We start from the raw sequence: 15878 nt of genomic DNA, 5'->3' as shown, positions 1-15878 counted from the left end.
AATTACCCCTCTGTTGTTAACTTTTCTAACAGGCGATCGATCTGGAAATATTCCTCCATTAATTCTCGAATACAAGCGACTTTTACCTGTTCCTGTAAGCGAATCTTCCCGAAGGCCTGATCGACGATTTCCACGGTACTGAGAGTATCTAAATTTACCGAGAGAATCGGTACTTCTAAATCCTCGGCCCGGCCCAAAATCAGGGGATCTGGAGAGATAGAACCAGTTAAGATTAAACAGGTGGTGGAAGTTTCTAGGGCAGCTAACTGGAGGTCTGTGCGATCGCCACCCGTAATCACGGCCATATTTTCCCCCTTGCGAAAATATTCTAAAGCGGCGTTGACATTCATCGCCCCGATCGCTAAACTTTCTACCATCCAATCCAAACGATCGGGCCGACATAATACTTTGGCCTCTAAAAGATGGACAATTTCCCGAACACTAATACTGCGCAGCAGTTTACTAGCGGGTAACAGTCCTAAAACTTCCACACCTTGGCCAGCGAGATAGGGTTTAAGGAGAGATTGTACTTCATCCCAATCATCGGCGGGGATATCGCTAATTACTACCCCCAGCAGCTGATTATTTAATTCCTGTTGCGCTTTCAGCAGACTATCGGCAATCAGGGGAGAACTATAGCGGGCCACCAATAGGATCGGAGTCTGGAGAATTTTGGCCATCTCCCCCATCGATAACTGAAAAATACTCCCTTCCCAGAGAGTCCCCGGCCCTTCGAGGAGGGTAATATCACTGTTAACCCGATCGAGATAGCCAGCAAGAATATTGCCGTAGTCCTGTTTATCTGCACCTTGCAGACGTTTAGCAACGGAATCCACATCTGTATAGATCACGGGTAAACGCAGCTGATCGGGGGATAATTCTAGTAATTGCCGGATAAATTCTACATCCTCATCGACCAATTGCCCATCGACGTAGCCCGGACAATTGCCCACTGGTTTGCCGTAACTTATCTCTAGGCCTTTTTGCCGCAAGAGATGCGCTAAACCGACGATAGTTCCCGATTTACCACTGAGGGGTTCCAGGGAAGATATGAGTATAGATTTGGCTGATTTCGCCACGATTTGCTCCTTTTTAACCCGTAAAATCCCGACTTTTATTCTTCAAATCGCAGCAGTTTCCGATAAAATCCCTGCGAAAAGTCGGCTGAACCTAGCTGCTTAAAGGTTTTAATCGCATCGATGAGATATTCGATCAACTCGGCGTTAATAATCGTCATCTCATAGCTTAGGTCGGCCTGTCCTTCAAATTGTAAACGACAACGGGTCAATTCCGAGGGCAATTTTGATACATACCAAGACGCCACAAAGGGAATCCCTTGACTGTTTTCTATGCGACGACGACCTTCTAAAAATCCTGCTTGATACAAAGCGATCGCATAGGGCAGGATACTATGTTTGTCCTTGGCATAGTAGGGCATATATACTACCACATCGGCCTTATTAGCGGGTTCTAATTGTTCGATAGTCGGCATAATTTAAGTAATAGGACAAAATTAACTTCTTGGTTAGGATAGGCACTCATGCAAGGGGCAAAAGGCAAGAGTTACTTAGATGTGTGTAATTGATTGTCTCTAGCTACTGTTAATTCTTTGGTTCACAGCCAAGTTACCATTGACACTGATATTTTCCATATATTTTAACCGATCGCCCCAGGAATCTCCCGATCGAGAAAATAGGCAGAATTGACGACCAGATCATCCCTCTATACTGAGGTTATCATCGGGTATAACTGGTATATGAACCCGAAAAACCGTGCCGGGGTAGAGGGAACTTGTTTGCTCGGGATTGGGACTGATAAATTCAATCGTCCCCCCCATGCTGGTAATTAATTCTTTAGCGATCGCTAAACCCAATCCTGTGCCGGGTATATCTCCCCCTGCTTGCACTCCCCGGTAGTGACGTTGAAAAATTCTTTCTTGATCGCTCCTCGATATACCATAACCCGTGTCTTTAAAAACAATTTCTACACTATTCTTAACATTCTGCACCTCGACGGTGACTTTTCCGCCAGCAGGAGTATATTTGAGGGCATTATCAATTAAATTGCTGAATACTTCCCGCAAACCGGGGATATTGGCGCAAATAAGTGGTATGTCTTCCCCGTGAATCGTTTCTAGACTGAGATTTCTCTCTTTGGCTACGGCCTGGGCCGAAAGGAGCAGCGGATCGAGAAGATCATGGAGATCGATCGGAGTTAGTTGGCCGCTGCCAGCAGGCAAGAGAAAGGCGGTGGGGGAAGATTGCGCTTGCAGGAGAGGAATATCGACGGTGGGGTAATTTTCGCTTTCTTGCTGAATTTGTGCCTCAAATTCGGCGATTAAGTCCCGAACTCGATCGCTTTCCCTCAGGATACCAGTAATGGCGGGATCGTTACCTTCTTCGGCTAAAAGCCTTTTGAGCAGAAGTTTACCAAAGGTTTTTAAAGCGGTGAGGGGATTGCGGATTTGATGGAGAAAGGTATCGAGGCGCTGACGTTGCCATTGTCGATAATAACGTTCTTCTCCTAATTGGCGATCGAGTACACAGGCCAAAGCGAGGGTTTGGGTGATTTTTTCCATCCGGGTTAATTCCCAACTTTGCCAAGGTCGTTTTTCTCTGGTTGTCACCAATAATCCGATCATGCCCTCTTCATACATTAAGGGTAAAAACAAGCGATGACTGCTGACGGTCTCCTGATTACCCCAGAGGTGGGATAAATCTTCTAACTTAACCGCAGTTAACAAGTCTGCCGCCGGTTGCCCCGGTTGTAAGGAAAGCCGCTTTTTTTGGGGAGAAGGGGGGTTAAAAGGCGGATAAACAACGACTGGGATTAAATTACTCGATAAAGGTTCAGTTAAATAAACCGCACTTCTGTCCGTTTCCATTTGCTCTCGCAAAAGTTCCATCTGTGCCTGACACAGGGCAATAAAATCATCACTCAGGGGAGTCCGGGAGGGGGAGGAGAAGGGCATACCAAGAAAGTAAAAAGTAAAAAATCAGAAAACCTAGATACAGCTAGGGTTGCGAGTTTTGTTTCCCAGTTTACATAGGGGAGAATGACCCTCCTCTTGAGTCGAGGGCAGCCAGCAAAAAGCAATTAGGACAAGGGTTTAGCACTATTTTCGGGGTGGATCACGGTATATATTAAAAAAAGTTTAAGAATAATAAGTTTTGTATCGATATTTGTGGGTGTGTTTTTGTAACAAAAACTTAAACCTAGTCTCAGTCTAGCTTCTAGTCAAACTTGTCTGTAATTGGCTTTGTGAGAGACACTTGATTTCTTGGTCTAGAACGGATACAATTGCTACGGCTTTTGTAACTATCATTACAACGATTAGCCAAAACAGGAGGTAATTGGGTTGGCCAGAAAACGGAAACGTAAAAGTCGCCGTCGTCAAGAAGGACGTAAGATACTTGAACTTATACCCCAGTATAGTATTGAAAGTGGCGAAGATAAACCCGTAACTGCGGCGCGTAAGTATATTCAAGCTATAGGCATTAGCCCACCAGCTTTATTGATTGTTAAGCGTAACGAGCATACAACCGATCGCTATTTCTGGGCTGAAAAAGGACTGTTTGGAGCGCAATATGTGGAGGAAAACCACTTCCTTTTCCCAAGTTTGCGCGACCTGCAGCCCCAGCCCCAGCCCGTCAAAGCACCGGTAGCAGTTGCCAAATAATTCCCAGGACTATTAATCGTATCATGGAAAGTAAACTCGTTTACGCAAAAGTAAACGAGTTTTTTTTGTCTGAGATCTAGGAATCAGCCATCAGCTTTTCGCTGATGGCTGAAGGTAAGAAATCTGAGGCTGAAAAACAGCCAAGTTTTAGGCGACATTACCTGCTGTGGCCGTAATAATTTGACGTACTTGAGCATCGGTCAGATTAGGATTGGCACTCAACATTAGGGCCACCACTCCGGCCACATGGGGTGTTGCCATGGAGGTTCCACTCAAGAAACCATAGCCACCATTAGGGATAGTAGAATACACTTGCACGCCTGGAGCGGTGACATAGCTCATCGAAGAATTGGAGCCAGCACGATTGGAGAAGGAAGCCATCTGGTTAGAACTATTAACGGCACCTACGGCAAGACCCCAAGAGGTGGCATTGAAAGCGGGATAACCGGGTTGAGCTGCCCCCGCATTACCGGCGGCCATAACCACGATAACACCGCGACTGCTGGCATACTGGAGGGCCGATTGAACTGCACTGTTAGTGCTACCACCGCCCAAACTCATATTAATCACATCGGCACCGTTGTCCACGGCGTAGCGAATTCCTTGGGCAACGCCACTATAGCTGCCACTACCGGAATCGCTCAAAACTTTCACCGGCATAATTCTGGAATTGTAGGCCACACCAGTGGCTCCGAAACCATTATTACCGGCAGCAATGGTTCCCGCCACATGAGTACCATGGCGGTTGCCATCTAAAGTGTTATTATTGCCATTGGCAAAGTTCCAGCCATAAACGTCATCAACGTAACCGTTGCCATCGTTATCAAGCCCATCATTGGCAATTTCGCCCGCATTCGTCCAAATATTGCCCGCTAAGTCGGCATGATTGCGGTCAACTCCTGTATCTAGTACAGCAACGACGATTCCTTGTCCTGTATAACCTCTTGCCCAAGCTTCCGGAGCATTAACTAAGTTAACCCCCCAGTCATTAGCACCACCAAAAGTGGGAACATTGGCAAAAGTACTTTGATTCAAGGCTCCGGCGACGGCTGCTGCGGCATTAACTAAACCGTATCCTGAAGTGGCACTATATCCGGGTACAACTGTGGCTGTGGTCGCCGACAGGGTTAAGTTATAGTTAGTGCTGCCACTCCAGGGATAAACCCAGACATAGTAAGTACCCGCATTCAGTTGACCAGTAATACTCTCACTGATGTTACTGCCATTAGTGGAGCTAGTAATCTCATTGCCATTACTATCTAATAAGGACACATCGGCATCGGCACTTAATCCCGTTAAATTGAGGCTAAAGTCGCTACTGTTGCCTAAACTGAAACGATAGTAATCATTGGTGTCTGTAGAACCAACAAAATCACTGTAGCTGGTGGGAGTCGCTCCAATGGTGATATCACGCGCCGTTGCTAAGGTATTGCCAGCGTTATCAGGACTCCCCGCAGTGGCAGCTAAACTTAAGTCATAGTTAGTGCTGCCACTGTAGGGATAAACCAGGACAAAGTAAGTACCCGCATTCAGTTGACGAGTAATACTCTCACTGATGTTACCGTCATTAGTGGAGCTAGTAATCACACTGCCATTACTATCCAATAAGGACACATCGGCATCGGCACTTAATCCCGTTAAATTGAGGCTAAAGTTGCTACTGGTTCCTAAACTAAAACGATAGTAATCATCGGTGTCTGTAGAACCAACAAAATCGCTGTAGCTGGTGGGAGTCGCTCCAATGGTGATATCACGCGCCGTTGCTAAGGTATTACCGGCGTTATCTAAGGTAGTAAGATCAAGATCAATGCTCGCTACTTCTTCTTTGAAAAGAGATGTGGCTCGATTAGTGGCTATGGTGGGAAAAATTGATGACTTATTCCCCGCTAGGAATTTCTGAAAATCTGAGGAATCTAGACTATCTATACAGTTATAGAGGTCGTTGGCGGCAAAGTTATCTATCATGGTGTTCTGGTGCTTTTTTAGTGGTTAAATGGCTGAGAGAACAATCAATAAGATATTATCAGACAGACAATATGGCGCTTCTGGTTTCTGTGTGAAAACGAGGTCTATACTGATAGAATATCCGCAAAATAGTCCTAAAAGTCTTGCCCGATAAGCATTTCACGATTACATAAGCAAAAATTATCACACAAAGTCGAGAAGAGCCAAAATTAGTTGCACATGGGGTGAATTATGAAGTAGGGAGCAGGGAGCGGGGAGCTTTTTTTCAGTGACCAGTCAACAGTAAACAGTAATCAGTGAACTGAAAACTCAGATCTGATCACTGATCACTGATTCAAAGCTGACGACCGACGAATGTTACGATTGTTACAACATCTTGACATTAATTCTGATACCTTGACAATGTGTCAATCTGTGCAGTAATGGGGCAGAAACTCAAGTGGTATCGATCCATATTTCTATTGTTGAGGGCAACCCGCACTTGCGATCGCTATTAGCTTGGCATCTGCAACAGGCCGGTTATTTGGTTAATCAATCGGCAACCCTGCAAAGTGCGCGTCAAGCTTTCCTTCATCGTCAACCAACCTTAGCAATTATCGATTCCGACTTGCCGGACGGGGATGGAATCGAACTCTGCCGTTGGCTTGATCAACAAAAACAGTCTTTAATACTGATTCTCTCGGCCCGCAATAGCGAAAAAGACGTGGTCAATGGTTTAAAAGCAGGGGCCGACGACTACCTGAGAAAGCCCTTTGGAATGCAAGAATTTATGGCTAGGGTAGAAGTGTTAACTCGTCGTTTAGGCAGTAGGGCTGCTCCTCTACACTTGGATTATGGGCAATTAAAAATAGATTTAGCCCAACGACGGGTACAATTTCGCGGGGAGTATATCGAATTAACGCCCCAAGAATTTAGCCTACTCTACGTTTTAGCCCAAGCGGAGGGAACACCCCTATCAAGAGCCGATTTACTGCGTCGCGCTTGGCCCGAGGAAATTGATAATCCCCGGACAATCGATACTCATGTTCTCTCTCTGCGGAAAAAAATCGAAACCGATCCCAGACAACCTAATTTAATTCAAACCGTCCGCAACGTCGGCTATCGTTTCAATCTAGAAATGTTGGCCGAGATCAATTCAGCTTTAGAAGCTAATATTATTGCTTCCACCAAAGGCAATCATAACGGTCATTCCATTAACAAAATTCCTGCTCACAATGTTAGTCGTTAATTCTGGCTTTGTCCGACTGATTAGCAGATTGTCTGCTGAAATCGTCTCCTAACCACTTAATCGAAGCGAGGAGACGAAGGGCAAATTAAACCGTAGTCACCATTGACCGATCCGCTTGTTGCTGAAATTCCGTCAATAAACGCCGGAATTCGTCGCCGTCAATGGTTTCCTGTTCAATCAGTATATCCACCAAGCGATCAATCGCCACACGATTGTCAAGGATAAGTTTTGTTGCTAAATCGTGGCATTGCTTGACAAGTTCCCGTACTTGTGCATCAATTTTCGCCATCATCGCAAAAGAATGGTCGGCATGATAACCGGCACCGGCACCACCGAGATAGGAATTGCCCTCCTCCTCTAGGGCAATCAATCCCAATTCCGACATTCCCAGACGCGTTACCATCTGTCGGGCCAGATAGGTAATTTTTTCAATATCATTACCGGCCCCGGTGGTCACTTCATCCTCACCGAAGACACATTCCTCCGCCACTCGTCCCCCTAATAATCCCGCAATTCGGGCTAATAACTGGGAACGACTGGTTAAACCCTGTTCTTCATCGGGAGTGAACCAAGTTAACCCCTGCGCTTGACCCCGGGGAATCAGGGTGACTTTTTCCACCTGATCGTGGCCGGGACAGAGAGTACCGACAATCGCATGGCCAACTTCGTGATAGGCGATCAAACGCTTGGCTTTACTATCCACTAAAGCGCGCCCTTCCATACCGGCCACAATCCGATCGATCGCATCGTTGACTTCCGCCATGGTAATCGCCTCTTTCCGTCTTCTAGCGGTAAAAATCGCCGCTTCGTTGAGCATATTAGCCAAATCTGCCCCGGTAAAACCGGGGGTGCGACGGGCGATCGCCTCCAGAGTAACATCGGCAGCCACCTTTTTATCGCGAGAATGGACCTCTAAAATGCCCAAACGTCCCTTAAAATCTGGATAATCCACCACCACCTGTCGATCGAAACGACCCGGACGCAGCAGGGCCGAATCCAAAACATCGGGGCGGTTGGTGGCGGCAATGACGATAATGCCGGTATTTCCCTCAAAACCGTCCATTTCCGTCAATAATTGGTTCAGGGTTTGTTCCCGTTCATCATTACCTCCCCCATAACCGACCCCTCGTTGACGACCAACGGCATCAATTTCATCGATAAAAACCAAACAAGGGGCATTTTCCTGGGCTTTTCGGAACAGATCTCGCACTCGCGACGCACCAACCCCGACAAACATCTCCACGAATTCCGACCCGGAGATGCTGAAAAAAGGCACTCCCGCCTCTCCCGCGATCGCTTTAGCCAGTAAAGTTTTCCCCGTCCCCGGAGGCCCGATTAACAGGACTCCCTTGGGGATTTTTGCGCCAATAGCCGTAAATTTTTCCGGTTGTTTGAGGAATGTCACCACTTCCTGTAGATCTTCCTTGGCCTCATCCACACCCGCCACATCATTGAATTCTATGCCAGTTTTCGCCTCCATCTGAAACCGCGCCCTTGATTTACCGAAGTTCATCGCTTGACCGGAAGCATTGGCAGAACGACGGATAATAAACACCAATAATCCCAAGACGATAATAATCACTAACAGGTTAGTGAGAACATTGATCAAGGCCGAATTGTCAGTGCTGGGGAGAATGCCGTACTCAATTTTTTCAGCATCGAGTTTCTTGATTAATTCGGGATTTTGGTCAAATAAATTGACTTCTTTCGGGGGATCCTTGTCTGTTTGACCGACGAGGGTAACTGCTGCCTGCTGCAAAGAAGGATTGATTTCGACCTTTTTTACCTTTCCTTGCTCGATCTTCTCTAACAATTCACCGTAGGTGAGGGTATTTTGGTTTTTTTGACTCCAAGCAGGAGTGACATGGCCAAAGGTTTGCAGAATCATCCAAGTGGTGACCATCCCTTTCCATACTGGCCGACGACCACGATTCTTAGCTGACTTGGCTCTAACTACGGTGAGTGGAGATTTTTGATCCATAATTGACTCTATATCTAGTTACCCTGTATTCATTGTGACAGATCGACTCGATCGTGACCACTGTTCTGTTTTCCCCCAGGCACGACCCCGGGGGCAAATAGTGATGACGGTTTTTTGCTATATTGTATTTAGCTAGGTGGTCTAACAACTGCCTATCCCAATCACTAACAGTTTAGGGAAGTGGGTTTCGCCCGCTTTTTTTGTTGTCTAAATCATGACCCATCCGCTCATTCCCGACCTGCTGCACCTAGCCACCCCTATCGCTGAAAACTTGGGGCTAGAAGTGGTCGATATCGTTTTCCAAACCAATAAAAGGCCTCCCGTCCTGCGCGTCGATATTCGCAATCTGGGGGGGGATACTGGTTTAGAGGACTGTGAGCAGATGAGTCGGGCCTTAGAAACCGCCCTCGACAGTCAAGAAATCTTACCCGGGGCCTACGTTTTAGAAATATCTAGCCCCGGCATTTCTCGACAACTGAGCAGTGAGCGCGAATTTCAGTCTTTTAAAGGTTTTCCCGTCATCGTTACTGGCCAGGATAGCCAAGGAAAACCACAAGAATGGCGCGGAAAACTGCAAGGTAGAGATGAGCAATCTATTTATCTTAACCAAAAAGGTCGATCCCTGACCATCGATCGCACTACCGTCATCAGCGTCCGTTTAGATGAGCAGCGCAATAATCAGTAATCAGTAAACAGTAATCAGTAATCAGTAATCAGTGATCAGGGATGAAGATAAAGATAAAGATGAAGATAAATAAATAACTAACTAATTAACTTAAAACTTACATCTGATAACTTACATCTGATAACTTACATCTGATAACTGATACAAAGCTAATGGCTAAAAAACTAATCACTCAAAAGTAAGGAGAAAAAATAATTATGGCTACTGTTAATTTGCCTGGTTTAAAAATAATGCTCGAAGAAATTAGCCAACGACATAATCTGCCCAAAAATGCCGTACAAGAAGCCTTGCGTGAAGCACTTCTCAAGGGGTATGAACGTTATCGACGCGCTCAAAGTTTAGAAAAAGCTGCTCAATTCCATGAAGATTATTTCAATAACTTTGATGTGGAATTAGACGTAGAAGAAGAAGGCTTTCGCATCCTTTCTACTAAAACTATTGTCGAAGAAGTGACCAATCCCGACCATCACATCGGTCTCAAAGAAGTGCAAGAAGTGGCCGATGAGGCCCAGTTAGGGGATGAAGTAGTTCTTGATGTCACCCCCGACCAAAAAGAATTTGGTCGCATGGCGGCGATTCAAACTAAACAGGTTTTACTGCAAAAACTGCGGGATAACCAACGCAAAATGATTCAAGAGGAGTTCCAAGAGCTGGAAGGAACCGTTTTACAGGCCCGGGTCGTCCGTTTTGAAAGACAGGCCGCTATTGTCATGGTACAAAGTACCTACGGTCAACCGGAAGTGGAAGCAGAACTACCCAAACGGGAACAGCTGCCCAACGATAACTATCGCGCTAACGCCACCTTTAAAGTTCTGCTCAAAAAAGTTCTGGAAGGTTCTCACCGCGGCCCGCAATTAATCGTTTCCAGAGCGGCGGCGGGTTTGGTAGTATATCTGTTCGCCAACGAAGTTCCCGAAATCGAGGAGGAAATCGTGCGTATTGTCGCCGTCGCCCGGGAAGCCAATCCCCCCTCCCGTCACGTTGGTTCGCGGACAAAAATCGCCGTCGATACCCTAGAAAGAGACGTGGATCCGGTTGGGGCCTGTATTGGGGCCAGAGGTTCGCGGATTCAAGCCGTGGTTAACGAATTGCGGGGCGAAAAAATCGACGTGATTCGTTGGTCTCCAGACCCCGCCACCTACATCGCCAATGCCCTTAGTCCTGCCCGTATCGACCAAGTTTTGTTCACTAATGCCGAAGAAAGACAAGCACTGGTACTGGTGGCACAGGATCAATTGAGTTTAGCGATTGGCAAAGAAGGGCAGAACGTGCGTCTAGCCGCCCGTCTGACGGGCTGGAAAATCGATATTAAGGATATAGCCCTCTATAAAGGCGAACAAGAGGTAAAAACCGCTGAAACAGACCCAGAATCCCATGATTTAGACCGAGAATGAACACCTTCGTCAATTATCGACGCTGTATTAGCTGCCGTCTCTTCGCCCCGAAAGAATCCTTTTGGCGAATTGTCCGACTACACCCGTCCGGACAGATACAATTAGATCAAGGCATGGGAAGATCAGCCTATATCTGTCCACAGCCCAACTGCCTGCAACTAGCCCGACAAAAAAATCGTCTCGGACGCGCCCTAAAAGCCAATATTCCCGAAACGCTCTATGAATCCTTGCAAGAGCGACTCGGGACTGCCTGGCAAGGTCGTCCAAATCAGGATTAAAATTGAGGATCATAGCCACAAAATCGTTAGCATGGAAATGGGACAGTCCTGACAGGATCAAAAAATCAGCCAACTTATAGGATCACTAACACTTTAGCCGGGGGATAATGGATGAGTAACACGAAAGTCAGAATTTACGATTTATCAAAAGAATTGAATCTAGACAACAAAGACATTTTGGACATCTGTGACCAGTTGAACATCGAGTACAAGAGCCACAGTAGCACGATCAGCGAAGAGGATGCCCAACGCATCAAAGCGATCGCTGCGAAGGGATTTGCCTCGAGTACCAGTAAAAATAGCACGGGTCAGCGAGAATCGGCTAGTCCTGCCGAAGAAAAAAAACAAAAGATTTTAGCCCTGCATAAACACAACCGCCCCGAAACCGGCGAAGAAAGGGAAAGCTATCCCGGTCAAGCCGGTTCCTCGGCCAAACCGACTTTAATCAGTCCCCCCCGTCCCCCGGTTAAACCCCTCGTTGCTCCCCCAGGGCGCGACGAGGCGGCCGAAAAAACTCCCGCCACTGCAGCAGAGATGCTATCTCATAGCCCCAGTGTTAAAGAAACCCCGACCGAAACCCCGCTAGTGCCAGAAGCATCCCCCACCTTAATCGCCCCACCTAATCGACCTTCCCTCACCCCGAAACCACGCCCTGAAACTGCCTCGGGCCGGCCAGAACCCCGATCTAAAAATGCTCCTGGCAGTAACGACAGGAGCCGGGGAGAAAAACGCGAGCGCGGCGAGAGCGAAAACGCCCCTAGTCCTGAGCGTAGGGTAGGCTTGGCTAAACCAGAAAAACCGACCCTCAACCGCAAACCCGACGGAAAAAGCCCGAAACTGGCGGAACCAGCTAGGGAAGTGCGGGAGACGGTGGAGTTGAAGCGCCCGGTTCGCCCCGGGTTACCCGCTAAAATCTCGGCTACCAGCGAGGAGGAAACCGATACCACCAAGAAATCTGGTGTTGATGGCACAGAAATCGATACAGATACCGGATTGCTCGGAGCAGACGGGCCCAAAAAACTCAAACGACCCACCATGCCCCCTCGCATGGCCAAAAAATCTAGCTGGGAAGAAGAAGAAGAGGAAGAAAAAAAAGCGGCCAAAACCGCCAAAACTGCCGGCAAAAACAAACGCCGCACCCAAGCGCTCTTTGAAGATGACGATGATCTAGAATCGGAACTGTCCGGGTTAATTAATACCCCCAGTTTTACCCTCTCCACCGCTCGTCCCCCCAAACCGCCCACCGCTAAGGCTGCCACCCCTGGCACTCTAACAGCAGTCAAAGTTAAGCGGCCCAGTAAACCAACCGCCCACACTGGCGGACCGAAAAGCGAGCGCCAAGAACCCCAAGAGGAAAAACGCCCGGAAAGCATCGTCGTCACCGGCAGTCTCACCGTGCGCGACCTCTCGGAATTGATGAAAGTCCCCGAAACTGAGATCATCAGAACCCTATTTTTTAAAGGGATGGCGGTTAATATCACCCAAACTCTCGACGTGGACACGATCGAAATGATCGCCAGGGACTTCGAGATCGCCGTGGAAACCCCCAGCACCCAGTCGGCGGCGATCAAAACCACGGAAATGATCGATGTCTCCGACTGGGAAAGTCTCCAGCGTCGTCCCCCCGTCGTCACCATTATGGGTCACGTTGACCACGGTAAAACCACCCTCCTCGACTCGATCCGCAAAACCAAAGTCGCCCAGGGGGAAGCAGGCGGCATCACCCAGCACATCGGTGCTTACCACGTCGATGTGGAACATAACGGCAAACCGGAACAGATTGTCTTTTTGGATACCCCCGGCCACGAAGCTTTTACCGCTATGCGCGCCCGCGGGGCGAGAGTCACCGATATAGCCGTGCTGGTGGTAGCCGCCGATGACGGCGTACAACCCCAAACGAAAGAGGCAATCAGTCACGCCAGGGCTGCCGAAGTCCCCATCGTGGTGGCGATTAACAAAGTCGATAAACCTTCAGCTAACCCCGACCGGATTAAACAGGAATTGACCGAACAGGGACTGGTGGCCGAAGATTGGGGCGGTGAGACGATCATGGTTCCCGTTAGCGCCCTGCGGGGTGAAAATCTCGATAATCTGCTGGAAATGATCCTCTTGGTGGCAGAAGTGGAGGAATTGGTCGCTAACCCCGATCGCTTGGCGAAGGGAACCGTCATCGAAGCTAACCTCGATCGCACCAAAGGCCCCGTGGCTACCCTGCTCGTCCAGAATGGCACTCTCCGGGTCGGTGATAGCATCGTCGCCGGTTCCGTTTTCGGTAAAATTCGGGCCATGATCGATGATCGCGGTCAAAAAGTCGAAGCGGCCACCCCCTCCTTCGCCGTGGAAATCCTCGGTCTCAGTGATGTGCCGGCCGCTGGCGATGAATTCGATGTCTATGAAAGTGAAAAAGAGGCCCGATCAATCGCTGATCAACGGGCGATCGAACGACGCAACACCCGTTTACAACAGGCCCTCTCCTCCCGTCGCGTTAGCCTTAGCACCCTCTCTATCCAAGCTCAAGAAGGACAACTCAAGGAACTTAATCTCATCCTCAAGGCAGATGTGCAAGGTTCCGTCGAGGCCATCCTCGGTGCGCTCAAACAGTTACCCCAAAACGAAGTGCAGATTCGCGTTCTCCTCGCCTCTCCGGGGGAAATCACCGAAACCGATGTGGATCTGGCCGCCGCTAGTGGTGCGGTGGTGGTGGGCTTTAATACCACCCTTGCCAGTGGTGCGCGCGCATCCGCCGATCGGGAAGGGGTCGATATCCGCGATTACAATATCATCTACAAGCTTCTCGATGATATTCAAGGGGCGATGGAAGGTCTTCTCGACCCCGAAGAAGTGGAAGAACACCTCGGTTTTGCCGAAGTGCGTGCCGTCTTCACCGTCGGCCGGGGAGCCGTGGCGGGCTGTTATGTCCAATCTGGTAAACTGGTGCGGAACCGCTTCCTGCGCGTGCGTCGCGGCAAGGAAATTGTTTATCAGGGAGTTCTCGATTCCCTCAAACGGATGAAGGAAGATGCCCGGGAAGTGGCCACCGGTTTCGAGTGCGGTGTCGGTGTTTCTAAATTCAATGACTGGAAAGAAGGCGACATTATCGAAGCCTACGAAATGGTCATGAAACGCCGCACTTTATCCAGTTAATTAGACTTGAACCGTCGGGAGTCGGGAGTCAGGAGTCGGGAGTCAGGAGTCAGGAGGCCGCTTTTTTTTCCCCCACTCCCCCACTCCCCATCTCCCCACTTCATAATTCATAATTCCCCCACTCCCCCACTCCCCTGCTCCCCCATCTCCCCACTTCCCCCTATGAAATCAGAACCTTTTTTGTGGATTCATCTGGCAGGGTTAGCGGCTGTGCCAATCTTTTTACAAATCGCTTGGATTGGTTTAGCTGTGGGCGATCCCTTGCCTTTTCTTTGGCTAGAATGGCTATTTCTAGGAGCGATCGCTATCCTACCCGTCTTTTGGATGCAGTGGACAAAACCTTTTGATATCTTTAGTCTTTTGTTGGTCGCTCTCAAACCGAGTCAACTCACCCCCGAACAGTTAAAAATTCTCTCTCTTTTTAAACGTCCTCGCCATCGTCTTCTTACTCTTTTGGGAGTCGTCCTTCTAATTCTCATCGCTTGGCCAATCTATAATTTTGCCCCTCTAGCGGCTGCCGTGGCCGCCTATCTTCCCCAATGGCGGCTTTTAGGTTTAGTAATCGCTGCGATCGCTCTCCTCTTAAGTCACCTATTTCTACAGGTTCCTCTGAGTGTTATTGGGGTTTTAGCCACTAAGGAAAGTGACTGGACAGCCACCGAAGCTTTAGTTATTGAGCGCATTCCTGAGTTATTTACCATTGTTGGTCTAAAAGTTAATAAAATTATCTAAATTAGCCAAAATGCCGACAATTTCGGCTAGGAATGCAGGATCGAGCGCCCGTTTAAGGGTTGAATATTCCTCGCATTACTCGGAAAAATCTCAGCCAATTGTTGCAGTTGTTGGGGAGAAATTTTGATCGCATTTTGCCAGACTAACCAGAGAACATCCTCGCTACAGGGGGGAGTGGACAAAGACCCCCGATATTCATAAAAATCGCTATTTTCTGGCAGTAAAAGCCCGGGATTGACCCAAGTATCGGGGATAATCATTTCAGGAGAAGGTTCTTGGGGCAAATAAGCCCAAATGGTTGGTAAATAGGGATTATTTGCGCCAATTTCGGCTAAGATACCCACAACTGCTAAATTTCCTCTCCCATTTCGATGCACTAAATGAATTTCTAGAGGGAAAGACTGACCTTTAATCTGATGTTCGCTGGGGTGATGAAAATGAAACTGCAATAAATCCCAGTTTTCGCCGTGAAAACTCATGTTTCCACCTTTTTCGGTCTGAACCAAGATTGTACGACCGTTATGGCGAATTTTTAGGGGTACAGGACGATAATTAAAGGTGGGGTGGTATAGCTCTTTTTCAGTCACTATACTCAGATCGATCGGTGTTTGTTGCTTTCCCGTGGTGCAGAGGCGATAATTCCTTGATAATTCGCCCCAATGGTCAATATTTTGATAATTCCAAGCAAATTCTGGATTAATAGCCCCAAAAAGAGCGTGAGAGCCAATAAATTGCAGTAATTCTCGTCTATACATCGTATTAAATCCAGAAATCATCGGATAATTAGCAATT

At 48.0% G+C, this 15878-nt stretch carries 13 protein-coding genes; 7 read left to right on the top strand and 6 right to left on the bottom strand.

Annotated features, from left to right (window positions below):
- Positions 1–2: 2 nt before the first annotated feature.
- The 3 genes from H6G48_RS22515 to H6G48_RS22505 form a co-directional block, all read right to left on the bottom strand.
- Positions 3–1079 (bottom strand): phosphotransacetylase family protein, encoded by a 1077-nt coding sequence (locus tag H6G48_RS22515; protein ID WP_190723272.1) that lies wholly within the window; start codon positions 1077–1079, stop codon positions 3–5.
- A gap of 35 nt (positions 1080–1114) precedes the next feature.
- On the bottom strand, positions 1115–1492 hold the full coding sequence (gene ebsA, locus H6G48_RS22510) for a type IV pilus biogenesis protein EbsA (RefSeq protein WP_190723270.1): 378 nt from the start codon (positions 1490–1492) through the stop codon (positions 1115–1117).
- A 222-nt stretch (positions 1493–1714) separates the two neighbouring features.
- On the bottom strand, positions 1715–2971 hold the full coding sequence (locus tag H6G48_RS22505) for a GAF domain-containing sensor histidine kinase (RefSeq protein ID WP_190723268.1): 1257 nt from the start codon (positions 2969–2971) through the stop codon (positions 1715–1717).
- Between the two features lie 387 nt (positions 2972–3358).
- Here H6G48_RS22505 and H6G48_RS22500 point away from each other — a divergent pair, with 387 nt between their 5' ends.
- On the top strand, positions 3359–3679 hold the full coding sequence (locus H6G48_RS22500) for a DUF3155 domain-containing protein (protein WP_002798554.1): 321 nt from the start codon (positions 3359–3361) through the stop codon (positions 3677–3679).
- Positions 3680–3826: 147 nt separating this feature from the next.
- Here the strand turns inward: H6G48_RS22500 and H6G48_RS22495 are convergent, their stop codons facing one another.
- Positions 3827–5644 (bottom strand): S8 family serine peptidase, encoded by a 1818-nt coding sequence (locus H6G48_RS22495; RefSeq protein WP_242034739.1) that lies wholly within the window; start codon positions 5642–5644, stop codon positions 3827–3829.
- A gap of 439 nt (positions 5645–6083) precedes the next feature.
- Here H6G48_RS22495 and H6G48_RS22490 point away from each other — a divergent pair, with 439 nt between their 5' ends.
- Positions 6084–6872 (top strand): winged helix-turn-helix domain-containing protein, encoded by a 789-nt coding sequence (locus H6G48_RS22490; RefSeq protein WP_190723266.1) that lies wholly within the window; start codon positions 6084–6086, stop codon positions 6870–6872.
- Between the two features lie 85 nt (positions 6873–6957).
- Here the strand turns inward: H6G48_RS22490 and ftsH are convergent, their stop codons facing one another.
- A complete protein-coding gene (gene ftsH / locus H6G48_RS22485; protein ID WP_190723265.1) occupies positions 6958–8853 on the bottom strand; it encodes an ATP-dependent zinc metalloprotease FtsH in 1896 nt (631 codons plus the stop codon).
- 214 nt (positions 8854–9067) lie between these two features.
- Between ftsH and rimP the strand changes: the two genes are divergently transcribed.
- The 5 genes from rimP (at position 9068) to H6G48_RS22460 (ending at position 15086) form a co-directional block, all read left to right on the top strand.
- On the top strand, positions 9068–9538 hold the full coding sequence (gene rimP / locus H6G48_RS22480) for a ribosome maturation factor RimP (protein WP_190723262.1): 471 nt from the start codon (positions 9068–9070) through the stop codon (positions 9536–9538).
- 197 nt (positions 9539–9735) lie between these two features.
- Positions 9736–10932 (top strand): transcription termination factor NusA, encoded by a 1197-nt coding sequence (nusA, locus tag H6G48_RS22475; protein ID WP_190723260.1) that lies wholly within the window; start codon positions 9736–9738, stop codon positions 10930–10932.
- Positions 10929–11210, top strand: coding sequence for a YlxR family protein (locus H6G48_RS22470; RefSeq protein WP_002798549.1), 282 nt, complete (start codon positions 10929–10931; stop codon positions 11208–11210). The genes nusA and H6G48_RS22470 overlap by 4 nt, the downstream gene beginning before the upstream one ends.
- A 111-nt stretch (positions 11211–11321) precedes the next feature.
- Positions 11322–14354, top strand: a complete 3033-nt coding sequence (gene infB, locus H6G48_RS22465; RefSeq protein WP_190723258.1) for a translation initiation factor IF-2 — start codon at positions 11322–11324, stop codon at positions 14352–14354.
- Positions 14355–14516: 162 nt separating this feature from the next.
- Positions 14517–15086: a low-complexity tail membrane protein gene (locus tag H6G48_RS22460; RefSeq protein ID WP_190359887.1), complete on the top strand. Its 570-nt coding sequence runs from the start codon at positions 14517–14519 to the stop codon at positions 15084–15086.
- 26 nt (positions 15087–15112) lie between these two features.
- Here the strand turns inward: H6G48_RS22460 and H6G48_RS22455 are convergent, their stop codons facing one another.
- On the bottom strand, positions 15113–15841 hold the full coding sequence (locus tag H6G48_RS22455) for a carbonic anhydrase (protein WP_190723256.1): 729 nt from the start codon (positions 15839–15841) through the stop codon (positions 15113–15115).
- Positions 15842–15878: the final 37 nt, after the last annotated feature.

It is taken from the genome of Microcystis flos-aquae FACHB-1344 (assembly GCF_014698375.1).
Classification (GTDB): Bacteria; Cyanobacteriota; Cyanobacteriia; order Cyanobacteriales; family Microcystaceae; genus Microcystis; species Microcystis aeruginosa.
The sequence above is the reverse complement of the archived record's forward strand: the minus strand, read 5'-3'. Positions and strand labels throughout refer to the sequence as shown.

Excerpts from the sequence above, each read along its gene's own strand:
- ebsA (WP_190723270.1), bottom strand. The coding sequence starts at position 1,492 with ATGCCGACTATCGAACAATTAGAACCCGCTAATAAGGCCGATGTGGTA.
- H6G48_RS22505 (WP_190723268.1), bottom strand. The coding sequence starts at position 2,971 with ATGCCCTTCTCCTCCCCCTCCCGGACTCCCCTGAGTGATGATTTTATT.
- H6G48_RS22495 (WP_242034739.1), bottom strand. The coding sequence starts at position 5,644 with ATGATAGATAACTTTGCCGCCAACGACCTCTATAACTGTATAGATAGT.
- ftsH (WP_190723265.1), bottom strand. The coding sequence starts at position 8,853 with ATGGATCAAAAATCTCCACTCACCGTAGTTAGAGCCAAGTCAGCTAAG.
- rimP (WP_190723262.1), top strand. The coding sequence starts at position 9,068 with ATGACCCATCCGCTCATTCCCGACCTGCTGCACCTAGCCACCCCTATC.
- nusA (WP_190723260.1), top strand. The coding sequence starts at position 9,736 with ATGGCTACTGTTAATTTGCCTGGTTTAAAAATAATGCTCGAAGAAATT.
- H6G48_RS22470 (WP_002798549.1), top strand. The coding sequence starts at position 10,929 with ATGAACACCTTCGTCAATTATCGACGCTGTATTAGCTGCCGTCTCTTC.
- infB (WP_190723258.1), top strand. The coding sequence starts at position 11,322 with ATGAGTAACACGAAAGTCAGAATTTACGATTTATCAAAAGAATTGAAT.
- H6G48_RS22460 (WP_190359887.1), top strand. The coding sequence starts at position 14,517 with ATGAAATCAGAACCTTTTTTGTGGATTCATCTGGCAGGGTTAGCGGCT.
- H6G48_RS22455 (WP_190723256.1), bottom strand. The coding sequence starts at position 15,841 with ATGTATAGACGAGAATTACTGCAATTTATTGGCTCTCACGCTCTTTTT.